Origin of the sequence: Mycolicibacterium sarraceniae (genome assembly GCF_010731875.1) — a bacterium.
Lineage (GTDB): Bacteria > Actinomycetota > Actinomycetes > Mycobacteriales > Mycobacteriaceae > Mycobacterium > Mycobacterium sarraceniae.
In genome coordinates, this window is the sequence record NZ_AP022595.1 from 1,557,158 (window position 1) to 1,570,218 (window position 13,061).

8 protein-coding genes and 1 pseudogene are annotated in these 13,061 nt (G+C 61.4%); 6 read left to right on the top strand and 3 right to left on the bottom strand.

All coding sequences use genetic code 11. The features are described from left to right. Nucleotides 1-312: 312 nt before the first annotated feature. Complete coding sequence (locus tag G6N13_RS07950) at nt 313-1,419, bottom strand: DNA cytosine methyltransferase (RefSeq protein ID WP_163696019.1); 1,107 nt, start codon at nt 1,417-1,419, stop codon at nt 313-315. 155 nt (nt 1,420-1,574) lie between these two features. On the opposite strand from G6N13_RS07950, the gene G6N13_RS07955 reads away from it, so the two are divergent. The 6 genes from G6N13_RS07955 to G6N13_RS07980 all read left to right on the top strand — a co-directional run bounded on the left by G6N13_RS07955 (nt 1,575) and on the right by G6N13_RS07980 (nt 10,482). Beyond that, a complete protein-coding gene (locus tag G6N13_RS07955; RefSeq protein ID WP_163696021.1) occupies nt 1,575-2,225 on the top strand; it encodes a hypothetical protein in 651 nt (216 codons plus the stop codon). 42 nt (nt 2,226-2,267) lie between these two features. Next, complete coding sequence (locus G6N13_RS07960) at nt 2,268-2,651, top strand: very short patch repair endonuclease (RefSeq protein WP_163701865.1); 384 nt, start codon at nt 2,268-2,270, stop codon at nt 2,649-2,651. Nucleotides 2,652-2,912: 261 nt separating this feature from the next. Then, nucleotides 2,913-4,415 carry an ATP-binding protein gene (locus G6N13_RS07965; RefSeq protein WP_163696022.1) on the top strand — a complete coding sequence of 501 codons (1,503 nt, stop codon included), beginning with the start codon at nt 2,913-2,915 and terminating at the stop codon, nt 4,413-4,415. Between the two features lie 87 nt (nt 4,416-4,502). Beyond that, nucleotides 4,503-5,402 (top strand): PD-(D/E)XK motif protein, encoded by a 900-nt coding sequence (locus G6N13_RS07970; RefSeq protein ID WP_163701867.1) that lies wholly within the window; start codon nt 4,503-4,505, stop codon nt 5,400-5,402. A gap of 16 nt (nt 5,403-5,418) precedes the next feature. Beyond that, nucleotides 5,419-8,370, top strand: a complete 2,952-nt coding sequence (locus tag G6N13_RS07975; protein WP_163696024.1) for a Z1 domain-containing protein — start codon at nt 5,419-5,421, stop codon at nt 8,368-8,370. A gap of 273 nt (nt 8,371-8,643) precedes the next feature. Beyond that, nucleotides 8,644-10,482, top strand: a complete 1,839-nt coding sequence (locus G6N13_RS07980) for a hypothetical protein (RefSeq protein ID WP_163696025.1) — start codon at nt 8,644-8,646, stop codon at nt 10,480-10,482. A gap of 232 nt (nt 10,483-10,714) precedes the next feature. Here G6N13_RS07980 and istB read toward each other — a convergent pair whose 3' ends face one another. Both istB and istA read right to left on the bottom strand, forming a co-directional pair. Continuing rightward, nucleotides 10,715-11,470, bottom strand: coding sequence for an IS21-like element helper ATPase IstB (gene istB, locus G6N13_RS07985; RefSeq protein ID WP_163694606.1), 756 nt, complete (start codon nt 11,468-11,470; stop codon nt 10,715-10,717). Between the two features lie 50 nt (nt 11,471-11,520). After that, nucleotides 11,521-13,053 (bottom strand): annotated as a pseudogene (gene istA, locus G6N13_RS07990) (IS21 family transposase). Nucleotides 13,054-13,061 lie beyond the last annotated feature (8 nt).

The window sequence follows — 13,061 nt, forward strand, 5'->3', positions numbered from 1 at the left end:
GCTGACAGGGAGTCGCCGTTTCGACACGATCGGGGACTTCGGGAGGTATATCCCCGATTCGACGGCGCACCGGCCTGACCTGCCAGCGCAACCCCAATACTGAAACACCGGTGCCTCGCCCGCTGAGCAGATTCATCGCAAAGTGACGATTCGCGTTCTCGCGCACGGCCGCGATGTCCCACAGCCGGTGCACTTCGTGCGCCAGCTCACCTGCTCAATGCAGCCGATCCCGCGATCACCCAATGTGTAGTGGCGTGGGGACGCGGAACCTGGCTCTGAGCTTTGCTTGATCAGCGTCACGCGTGCGACACCCTAGAAGAGCCGCGCCAGGTGGGCTCCGATCGCTCGAGCGAGGGGAAGTGGGACGGCGTTGCCGATCTGTCGGGCAATGGCCACCTTCGATCCGACCCATTTGTAGTCGTCGGGAAACCCCTGGATCCTCGCGGCCTCATGGTGGGTTATCGCACGGTGCGCGGTCGGGTGTAAATAACGACCCTTCTCGGGCTTGAAAAACTCGGTACGAATGGTTACCGAGGGCTTATCGAAGTTCAGCCTGCCCATCACATCACCAGAGCCGCTCACATGCTTCTTCCAACACTCGGACAGCAGGTCTTCGGGGATGTCGAATCGGTTGCCGTCAGCCGGAATGGAGCGGAATCGGTCTATCGAAAGTTGCTCGTAATGCCTGGTCAGGTGAAGCTCGCTCGTTTTGAATGCGCCGGGCAGCAGGGTTCCACTCACTTCTATGGTGCGGCTGGGAAGATCAATTTCAGTCACGGCTCGTCGAAGGTCACCGAGGACCTCGCCAAGAGTGCGCCATTCTTGGTGGCAGTCGTCGGCGACCTTTCGATGTGTCTCCAACGGAAAGTCTGGAAACGGTAGATCGCGGTGGTGGCCGATTAGGATGACACGCCTGCGAATCTGGGCGGCACCGTAGTCAGCGGCGTTCAGAACTTGTGCTTGAAAGGTGTACGCGCCGAGGGGTTGACTCGGCTGGCACTGGCGCTTGAAGCGGGTCAGTTGGACGGAGCTCAAGAACTGGGGAACGTTCTCAAGCACGAAGTACTTCGGCTTCGACTTCCGGATCGTCTCGGCGTAGCGAAGCCACAATTGGTTCCGCTCGTCGAGCTTCTCTTGCTTCCCAAGTGCAGAAAAACCTTGGCACGGAGGGCCGCCGATCACGATGTCAGCTTCGGGCGGGTCCTCAGCCTTAAGCCATTCCTCGATCCCGCCAGCGAATACCGTCTCCGGATCGTGGTTCTCGGCGTACGTGGCCGCGGCTGCCTTGTCGTGTTCAATCGCACGCAGCGTGCTGAACCGCGTTGATTCCGAACAGAAGCCAGCGCTGAGACCGCCAGCACCGCTGAACAGGTCGAGCACGCGAATATCAGCATCCGCAGGCGACCGGCCTCCCATCATGACAGGCAACTCTAGCCGGCTCGCATGACAAGTTGCCGCCGCTTCGGTGAGACTCGCCAGCCGGACTGTACTCGCAGGCTGCGACAGCTCGTAGGCTCGAGTGCGTGTTGCACGAGGGAACTGAAGACGGGGGTTTGCGCTTCTGCTATTTGGCTATGTCGGAGTTGTTGCCGACCGGCCACCACGGCCCACTGGTCATCGCTCTCGATTCAAACGTGCTGATGGACCTCCAGCCGCACGGTGGGAAGCTACTCGACGACGAGGATATGCGCGTCGACGAAGGCTATGAGGAACGATTGTTGGCGCTCGGCACCGTCCTGAACATATGGATGCTTAGGGATATTCGATTCATCGTGACATCGAGATCGCGCACCGAGGCGAGGCGACGCTCCGAGCGGTTCCTTGCCACTCGAGGGCCAGCGATTGATGCGCTGGCCGCGAGCTTGGCGTTCCAGTACGGAGACTGGAGTGTTCCCGCGCCATCGGATCGCGAGGTAGCACCGGTCGGGTCTGTGACGGGGATTCCGGCAGGCGCCGACCTCGATCTCCTCCTCGAGGCTCAGTCGATTGGTGCGCACGTATTCCTGACTCGTGATGCGCGAGTGCTCGACTTTGCCGTGTTGACGGGACCTGCGCTTCGGATCATGCGGCCAAAGGACCTAGCAGACGAACTCGTCCTCAGTGGCGTAAATCTCTTCATGGGCGGGCTGTGTCTGGCTGATGACTGCCCGTACGCGACGTTTGCCATTCCTGCGGCTGATCTGGGTAAGTGGGGCGGCATGCTTTCCCTGTTCGAGCAGGCCTGAGCATTGTTCGAGCCGATCACTGACGCTCGTACGTCGCTGCGGATGTCTCGGCAACGCTCGAGAGACACGAAAGCTGAGTGGTCGTTACGCCGGATCCTGCACGCACGTGGCCTTCGCTATCGCGTTGATGCTGTTCTGCCGGGCCTACCACGCAGGCGCGCCGACATCCTGTTTCCTCGGCAGAAGGTTGCCGTGTTCGTCGACGGTTGCTTCTGGCACGGGTGTCCCGTCCACAAGACCGTCCCAAAAAGCAACGCGGCGTGGTGGGCGACGAAGCTGGCCCGCAACGTAGAGCGCGACCGGGAGACGGATGCGTATCTCGCGGATCTTGGGTGGGAGGTGCTTCGTATCTGGGAGCATGACGATCCGGATCGTGCTGCGGATCGTGTGGAGATAGTCGTTCGAGGGGGGCGAGGTGGGCCATGACGGCGCGGTCGGACTTCTCTGGGTACGTATTCGCGGGTGGGCCAGCTGGCTCCATGCTCGGTGTGAGTCGAGGGCTAGGTTGAAGCGCAAGTGCATTGAGGAATCGCTGCCGTTGGTCGAACGCGGTCGATATGAGGGGTGGTACGGCGGGGATGCGATGGCATCGAATGCCATCGCAGACGAACGGGGTGAGACGATCGGGGAGGTCATCCGGCACGCGTCGTGTCGGTCCCCTGGCGGCGCGAAGAAGATCATCGAACGGTGACGGGCACAAATGACGTCGTCGAACGGATCAAACTGGCTCCTGACGCCGGACTCGTCAAAAGTCTTGGCGCGAACCATACTTTGGAGTCGGCGATCGCCGACCTGGTCGACAACAGCATTGATGCCGACGCGTCGCGTGTATCGATCCGACTCCTAACCCGGAACGATCGCCTCAATCAAGTGGAGGTGCTCGACAACGGCAAAGGTATGGATGCCGCGGCGGCCAACGCCGCAATGACTATCGGCCACCAACGCGACTACTCCGACGGCGACCTTGGTCATTTCGGGATGGGCCTTAAGGCGGCGTCGTTCGGACATAGTGATGTCTTGACTGTTTGGTCCACGAGTTACGGCGCAACCTCGGTCGGACGGCGCATTCGCCGTGCAGACTTTTCAAAAGACTTCACTTGCGAGGTATTGGCTTCCGATGTCGCCGCAGAGCGCGCTGCCGATCGACAGAGCATCCTCGGATCGCTGAACGGAACGTCGATCGTCTGGACAGATGTTCGCAACGCGTACCGAGGCCGCAATGAGGGGGAGGCGCGTGGCTGGCTGTCTTCGCGCACAGAGGCACTCAGATCGCACCTCGGAGTGACATTTCACCGGCTGCTTGCGGCCAAGCGGCTGCACATTGACGTGCTCATTGACGAACTCGGAGAGGCAATCACTGGCCCGGGTGTTCCTCTCCTGCCGATTGACCCGTTCGGCTACGTCACGTCCGGGCATCCCGGATACCCCAAAAACCTCATAGCCACTGCTGGCGAGGCACGTGTGAAACTCACATGCCACATCTGGCCAGCTAAGTCCGATGTCACAGGCTTTCGGATCGGCTCGAAGACCGGTGAGCAGTTCCAGGGGTTCTACATCTACCGGAACGACCGACTGCTGCAGATTGGAGGCTGGTCGGACACCGCGACTCCTACACCGGCGCGTCAGCTAGCGCGGGTAGTGCTCGAAGACAGTGGCGCCGTCGGTCCATTTGTGACCATGAACCCCGAGAAGAGTGGGCTGAAGTTCGAGCCCGTCTTTCACGACGCCATCAACAAGGCCGAAGCCACAGACGGCACGACCTTCATGGCCTTCCTTCAGGACGCAGAGTCGATCTACACCGACGCGAACAAGCGGAAGCGTCAGCGCAAGCCGGTCATCAGGCCCGATAAAGGCATTGCGCCCGCTGTTCGCAAGCGGATCGGAAGTGAGCTGTCGTTCATCGACGGAGAGGCTGTCGATGTCAAATGGAAGCGCCTGCCTAGCGGAGAGTTCATTGACGTAGACCATCCCGCCAAGACGTTGTGGCTCAACAGTCGCTACCGTTCGCTGTTTGCTCCCGACGGCGGGAGTCTCAACGATGCCCCGGTGCTCAAAGCGCTGCTCTACCTCCTGACTCATCATATTTTCGAGGGCCAACACCTCGGGTCACGGGACAAGGATGAAATTCTCCTTTGGAGGAGTGTGCTCGGTGCGGCTGCGACCGCTGAGCAGCAGATGCGAGGCGAGTAGGGAAGCGAGCCGATGACGATTTCGCCTGACGATGCGCGGCATCTGACGTTCACGACTCTTGACGAGTTGTGGAACAACGGTGCACCCATGGTGTTGCCCATCAAGGGTGAGCCGGTCTGCCGTCTCCAGATCGATCCCAAGAACGGCCTCATCACACTTGTGACGCCGTACGACACTCCCGAGCCCGACGTCGCCAAGCTAAAGAATGTCGGCTTCAGCGCTGTCTCGATCGGTGACGACGAGTTCGCCGAACTCACCGTCCGGGTGGAAGGCAGCGTGCATGGAGCCTACGGGCTCCTAGCGACCATCGCGGACGAGCTTCAGCTTGAGAAGCTGCCGCTCGCTGCCGCGGTCGCAGCTGGCGTTGCACGGCATCGAAATGTGTTTGCGAGTCGCGAAGTGATGACCACCGAGAAGGAGGTCGGGCTGCTGGGCGAGTTGCTCTTTCTGGAGTTTCTGATCCATCAGATCGGTGCAGGGCCTGCGGTCGCCGCTTGGCAGGGGCCGCTGTCGGAAGAGCACGACTTCACGTTTGACTCGGTTCATATCGAGGTGAAGTCGACGAGTAGCGAGCGCCGCCGCCATATCATCAACGGGCTCGACCAGCTGGTGCCACTGCGGGGTGTGCCGCTTGTCCTGCTCTCGATCCAGTTCACAAGGACTTCCCCTGCAGGCGGGCGGGCTCTGCCGCAGGTTGTCGCCTACGTGCGGAAGATCGCGGGCGGGCATCAGGTCATCTTCGACGCGATGCTGTCGACGTTTGGTTGGCAGGATGATGACGCCGACTTGTACCCGACGTTCTGGGCGCTTCGTTCACAGCCGCGTGCCTACGACGTGAAGGGCGACTTCCCCGCGATGACCCCCGATCTCGTTGGTCCCGTAGTACCCAACTTCGCGCTTCTGTCGGAGGTCTCCTACAGAGTTGACCTGACCGACTTGCACCATGACGCACTTCCCGACCCCATCGGCGGGTTTGTGGAGTCCTGAAGGAGAGCTGACGAACGTGACCGAAACACGACCCGCGTGGGCGGATGCCCTCACCAACGTCTTCGTCGCCCTCAAGAACCAGCAGCCCACACCGCTCGGACCGCTGCTGACCGCACTCGCGGGCATCCCCGTCAGCGACGCCGAACTCGCGGTGTTCGTCCAGCAGGCAGACGAAAATGATTCGGCGCTCACCCAAGCGCGGATCGCGCTGGCGAAATGGGACAACCAGGACGAGTATCCCGGTCCGGACGGCGCCGCGACACCACCTAACACTCAGGAACGCCGGGCTGCGATCTATGCGAGCCTGGGTGTTTTGGGTGAGCTCGCCGCAGCATTCACCACAAGAGTCGAGGTCTTCGAGATTCCCACGATTGTCATCTCGAGGGTATTCGAACCGTGGTACGCCGCAGAGAGGAAGCTGCGCACCAGCGTCTATTGGGACGACTACGAGGCTTACCTCCGCGACGTAAAGGACTGGCCAGCGACGGCCATCTCATCCCTGGACGAAACGACGACCGAGGTCATCGAACGCCTCAGCCGCCCTACACGATCCGAGGCCAAGCAGACCAAGGGGCTGGTCGTCGGTTACGTACAGAGCGGGAAGACCGCGAACTTCACCGGTGTGGTCGCCAAGGGAATTGACGCTGGCTATCGGCTCATCATCGTCCTCACCGGAACCATCGAGATCCTTCGGGCCCAAACCCAACGCCGCATGGACATGGAACTTATGGGCGTCGAGAACATCCTGGCGGGTCAAGACCCGACCGACCCAGTCGTGGCGAAGGAACTCGATTACCAGCAGGACGAGGAATGGAAGGCCGAGCGCTTCGTCAAGCACGGTGCTGCTCTCACTCTGCCGGGTGTCGTCGAAATTGCCCGAGTGACCAGCCACCGCAGCGACTACAAGCGGCTTCCGCAGGCAATGACCAAGCTGAAGTTCGCGCGCAAGAGCAAGCAGAAACCGCTCAACGACGAGGAGAACCTGTTCCACTCGGGCGCCTACGTAGCGATCATCAAGAAGCACCCGTCACCGCTGAAGAAGCTGATTCAAGATCTGAAGCCACTCAAAAACGATCTCGCCGAGTTGCCGGTCCTGATCATCGATGATGAGTCCGACCAGGCCTCGGTGGACACCACAAATCCAGCCAAGTGGAAGAAGGGATCCCCCGAGCACCGCAAGCGGACGACGATCAATCAGCTCATCACCGAGATCCTCGGGCTTTGCCCCCGAGCCCAGTACGTCGGATACACGGCGACACCGTTCGCCAACGTGTTCGTCGATCCTGATGACGAGCGCGACCTCTTCCCGGCCGACTTCGTCCTCTCCCTTCACCGCCCACCGGGCTACATGGGCGTGCAGGAGTTTCACGACGTCGGCAAGCGCTGGGACGACGAGGAAAAGACGGTCGCCAACTCCAACGAGCTGGCTCATGTCCGACCGCTCGTCGGCGACGTAGACACGGATCCTGTCGGCCGGATCGAAGAGCTGCAGGAAGCACTCGACGCGTGGGTTCTCTCTGGCGCGATCAAGAAGTATCGGGAGGCCAACTCCGAGCTCAAGTACCGGCATCACACGATGCTGGTGCACGAGTCGGTCAAGAAGGACGATCACGCTGTCACGGCTGCCGACGTGCGATCTGTCTGGAGCAAAGCGAAGTTCAATTCGGCCGAGGGCTTTACCAGGCTGGAGAAGCTCTACGACGACGACTTCCTGCCTGTAATGCAAGCGCGTGCCGCCGGCGCACCCATCCCGAGCACATTCGAGGAGTTAAAGCCGTTTATCGGAGCGGCCCTCGCCGCGATCACCATTGATGGCGACCCTGTGCTTATTGTGAACTCCGACAAAGAGATTCAGGCACAGCAGAAGAAGCTCGACTTCGAAGCGGACAAGGTCTGGCGCATTCTCGTCGGAGGCACTCAGCTGAGTCGGGGATTCACCGTCGAAGGTCTCACGGTTTCCTACTTCCGCCGGAAAGCTGGCCAGGCGGACACCCTCATGCAAGCAGGCCGCTGGTTCGGTTTCAGGCCTGGCTATCAGGACCTTGTCCGCCTTTACATCCGGCGCGATTCCCAAGTCGACCTATATGAGGCGTTCGAGGCGTTACTTATGGACGAGGAGGCGTTTCGGGCCGAACTAAGTCAGTACGCCGGTTTCGATGATGACGGCATGCCTCTGTTGGAGCCGCGACAGATTCCGCCGCTCGTCAGTCAGCACCTCCCGTGGCTCAAGCCGACGGCGCGCAACAAGATGTGGAATGCCGTCATCGCAAACAAGGCACCGACCGACATTCAAGACCTCTACGGCCTGCCGGAGCGCGGAAGTGAAGAGAACCGCAAGAACTTCGACAACGTAGTTGTACCGCTTCTTAAGCACGCGAGGACGCACGTGAAGCTTCCGTACGAGCTCGATGGCACGACGGGATTAGAACAGCGTGCTCGGGTAGGGCTCGTCGGCGCGACGGAATTTGTCCAGCTATTCGATCAACTGGCATGGCATCCAGAATACGAGGCCAATATCAAGGCGTTCAAGGGCTTCATCGAGAAGGCGACGGACGACCAGAAGATCACCGACTGGGCAGTTGTGTGGACATGGCCTAACACGGACGGCCGCGTCTTCGAAGTCCCCGAACTCGGCGGCGACATCTCGATCGTGAAGCGCAAGCGTCGCGACCGGCGCATCGACTTCGTCGGCTCCGACCGCAAACACCGCGCAGCGGCCCGGCCCATCGCGCTGGGCGAGCCGGTAGTTCCGCTTGGTCAGTCGGCGACACGCGGCGTCATCCTGGTCTCCATCGCCCCGGACCGTGAGCCGGACGACGCAACGAGACCCGTCGATCGGAAGGACCTGGTCGGCCTCATCTCCATTGCGGTACCTGCGAAGGCAGTCCCCAGAAGCAACCTCATCCAGTGGACCGTCATCAACACGAAAAAGCCGGATGACGTCGCGGTGGATCGACCAGTCGCCTAATTATCCCTGACGGTGTTCAAAGGGGAGGAACCGAATTTGGTTTGAGTTCGACCCTCGGCAGAAAACGACAGTTGTCGAGATTCGGTCCTGCGGGGAGAAACTCTGGTTCGTCCTTCGTATCGTTACTACGTGCAATTGCCCTTGACCGCCCGGCGGCGTCTCGCGCTTCCTCTAAAGAGGGAAATTTTGCCTATCAGCGGGCTCCGCGGCTCGCACTCCTTGCCAGTCCCCTCTTGGGCTTGGGGGGCACACGCGTCTGCATTGAAGTCGGCCGTGACTGGACTGGCTACTTCTAGGCCGCCTCTTGCGACCGGCTATGACCAATGTCGGCTGGGTGTAGAAGAAACAAGGAGCCAGGCAGCCGCCGTCTTCTCTCATTTGTTCGCGCTCCAGCCGTTCGCGCCGTTTAACCATCAGTTAGCACAGCGCCTCTTGGTCTTGGTAAATCGTCGTCTAGAGGTGATCGCAGCTCAGATTGAGGGTGGTGTCGAGTCACACGTAGATGACGAGCTGTTGATGGAGGCTGAAAGGTTTTGTATCCCAGCAGGTTCCGCAGACGTCAAGACCGTGCTGTGCGAGGCGTTTGCGATGCTGGACCCACCGATCGACAAAAACGGGGACTTCCGACCGGAGTGGGTCCTAGCCCACTACGCTTATAGGACCAACGATCTATTGCCCCAGCTTTTGCCCCATCTCGATTCGTTGGGTGTTCCTGGGCTGACCGACGTTCTCGCTGCCGTCACCGCCGTGGGAGAAGTGTTGGCGTGCAACGACCCCGTGACTGCATACGTCGAGATGAACGCGATGGTCGGGTGTTTTCTTGCGGCCGATCTGGCCACAAGCGCTGCAGTGCGCCACCACCTCACGCAGATGGAGCCCGCCGTCCGACGCGCAAGAAGCGCTGCCGCGCGTGCTTCTGCAGTGGTTAGAAACTCCAGCATCGACACTGAGGCGAGAGCGAACGCGCTCGTTGACAGTTACAAGCGTCTGGTGGAGGGTCCCTTTCGGCAGTTTGCCTGGGCACTTTACTGCCTAAGCCGAGGGACCTGGCACGACCCGCCGACTCTTGGCCCACTTCGGGAGCGTTTAGTTGCTGCCGGTGGAGGGCTTGGAGTAATGGTTGCGGACGTGGTCATCCCCGAGCTCAGGAACGGGGAAGCGCATGAAACGCTTGTATGGGACGGCTTCGCGGAGCAGTTTACGACCGACGGTGTCCAGATCCCGCCACAGACGGTTGTTGCCAGTGCCGAGCTGGCGCAGTGTTTCATTGCTGGATGCGAAGCCGGACTGACGGTCCTGCGCTTCCTCGAATTGCCCGAAGCGCTGCCGTTGTTGCCGGATCATAACGATCAAGGGCGGATGCCTATTTGGCGGCGTGTACAGGCGTTCTTTGGAACGAATAGCCTGCGACTCCTCGACGCGAGCTTGAACACAAGGCATGCCGCGCTTCGGGTAGAGCGCCTTAGGGCTGTGGACGTGAATCCGTGCCTTCAAGCTCTCGTTCTGGCACGTCGGCTGATGCCCAATGTTGAGAGTTTCTCGGTCAGCGTCGCTGGCGGGGATGCGGTGATCATTGTAAGCGCTGATGCCCTTACGGCCAGCATGCCCGCTTGGGAGTTCGTAATCGCGAACCTCGATCAGATCCCGCTCTCGACCTTTATGCGAGCTAACCTCGATGCGCGGATGCACCACGAGGAACAAAGTGTGGCCATTCGTTCTGTTGCATGGATCGCGGCCGATGATGCGGTCGGCGTTATCGACGGCAGCCCGGAAATCTGGAGTGCTGAGGATCGCACTCTGATTGAAACACGACTCCGAGCAGTCGAGCTTGCCGTTCGTTGCACGAACGATTGGCTCGGGCGCCCTGCACCCAGACTTCGAAGTGTCGCTGAATCCGTTTCCTCACTTCGGCAATGGGTTGCTGATCAGCAACCTTCCGGCTCGGATTCCGCCGATGATCGCTCTGAAATGTTGCGCCTCCGGCTCCAGTGGGAGAACTGGGGACCTGTTCTGCGGCACCCGTTGATACCCGAAGTGGAAACGCCCGATCCGAATGAACGCCAACCCCAGTTGCGCGAGGCTCCCAAGTCGATGGCGTTCCGACTGCTGTGACATCGCTACCTCAGGATCTGGCCTGACCTATGCGGTCGGTTGAGCAGGAGTGCTGCCGGAGCGACGTGAACGAGCTTGATCCGATCGAGCTTCATACGCCCGGAACGTATCGAGCATCCGTCCTGGATCAAGCGCCATGTCCACGGTCACGTATTTCCCCAGGGGTTGCCGTCACGTAATTCCCCAGGTTCAGGTGCTGCTGCGGTGAGCGTAGCGAACCGCTAAGTGGGTGTCAGGTGGTCTTGGTGCCGGGTCGTTTCCGGGGTCGGTAGGACGGGCCGTCCATGAGGACTTGGTGGCTGGTGTTGATGAGTCGGTCGAGCAGCGATTCGGCCACGACCGGGTTCGGAAACAGCGGGTACCAGTCCTTCGGGGCCCGGTTGCTGGTCAGGATCAGGGGCTTGGCGGCGATGGCGCGGTCGGAGACAAGGTCGTAGAGGTCGTCGCTTTGGGTGGGGGTGTGCTCACGCATCGCGAAGTCATCGACGATCAGGACCAGGGGGCGGGTGTATTCGCGCATGCGTTGTCCGATGGTGCGGTCGGCGTGGCCGCCGGCGAGGTCGGCGAGCATGCGGGAGCATTTGACGAAGCGGATGTCGCCGCCGCGGAGTGCGACTTGATGCCCGAGTGCCTGTGCCACATGGGTTTTCCCGACTCCGACGGGTCCGTAGAGAATCACTGATTCACCGGCCTCGAGCCAGCGCAACGCGGCCAGGTCGCGCAGCATCGCAGCGGGCAGTTTCGGGCTGACGGTGAAGTCGAAGTCCTCGAAGGTGTTGGGCTGTTCGAAGCGGGCGCGGCGGACCCGTCGGGCCAGGGCGGCGGTCTCCCGGCGGGCGATTTCGTCTTCGCAGAGTACTTGGAGGAATTCCAGGTGTCCGAGTTTCCCGTCGCGGGTTTGAGCCAGGCGGGCATCGAGGGTGTCGAGCATGCCGGTCAGTTTGAGGGTCTTCAGTGCGGCCCGCAGGCTGGGATCGTGAATGGTCATGACTATGTCCTTGGAGTTGAAGTGGTTGCAGTGGAGGTGTTTTCGTGCGCTCAGGCAGTGAGGTCGGTGTCGAACGCGTCAGGTCCTCGCAGCATCGCCGGTGGTGGCGGGACGACGGCGGGCGAGGCATGGTCTGCTTCGGTGCCGGCGACCAGGATGCCTTTGACGGTGCGATAGCCGGGGTCCCCGACCTGCAGTGCTCGAGTGCAGGCCGCGTCCAGTCGGCGATCGCCGTACTTCTCGCGCAGGCGGATGATCCCCTGGATGGCGCGGAGCCGGTGGATGGCGTTGACCGTGGACAATTCGGCGACGACCGCGACGGCGCCGGGCCCGATCTGCTCGGCCTGGGTGCGGCACCACGTCACGGTGCGCAGGGTGTGGGCGATCTTGTGGGGCGGGTAGTGCTCGACATTGGTCGAGCGGCCCGCCAGATGCAGCACGTGAGTCGCGACCACGGTCCCGCTGTGGAAGATCTGCACGACGTCACCGGCGGTGCGGGCGGTGACCTGCTGGCCGATCAGCCGCCACGGCACCGAGTACAGCGCCTTGCCGGACTTGACGTGGCAATCCGCGGCGACCCGCCCGATCGAGTAGATAACCGACTCAAACACTCTGGGCGGCAACGCCATCAGCGCATCGCGTTCGATCGCTGCGAACACCGACGCCGGGGTCTGCCCATCCAGACCGCGGTGCTTGTGGACCCCGTATACCTGCGTGGACCACCTGATCGCCTCGGCCTGCATCTGGGCCAGCGAGGTGAACTCGCGGCGGCGAAGAACGAGTCCCGAATGTAGGGCATCGGCCGCTCGATGCGAGGTTTGTCCTTCGGCTTGCGGGCTCGCGCCGGATCGATCAGGGTGCCGTAGTGCGCGGCGAGCTCGCCGTAGGCCGGATTGATCAGCGGATCGTAGAGGTCGGGTCGCTCGACTCCGGTCTTGAGGTTGTCGCACACCAGCCGCGCCGGCACGCCGCCGAAGAACTCGAACGCCGCGACATGCGAGGCATTCCAGGATGTTTGATCCATCCGCAACACCGGTTGGACGAACAACGCCCGTGAACACGACAGGATCATCGCGAATACCCACACCGCGACGCGGCGCCCGATTGCGGGTCCCACCACATCCCGAGCTTGCCGTAGTCGATCTGCGCTTCACTGCCGGGTTCGACCGCACCGCGGGGTACCGTGACTTTGCCTTCGAGTCGCTCCTCGGCGAAAGCGGTTGCCACGTAACGACGTACCGTCGATTCGGACACATCCACATGATGGTCGTCGCGGAGGCGCTGCGCGATGGTCGCCACTGTCACCGGAACCTTCAGCTGCTCGGCGATCCACTGGTGATGCACGGCGATCTGGGGCCATGTCAGTGCCCGCGCCACCGGATCGATGAGCTCGGGAAACCAACGCCCGATGCGTGCCCGCCATAGCTGCTCGTCAAACTCCTCCGGGCACGGTGCCAGACCCTCGGCCAGCGCCGGGGCCAGATACTGCGGATGGTCTTGCGGTCGATGCCCAGCGCCTCATTGATCTGCACCTGGGATCGGCCGGCATTCCAGTGCCGGAACATCTCCACGAAATCAGTCACGTCCCACG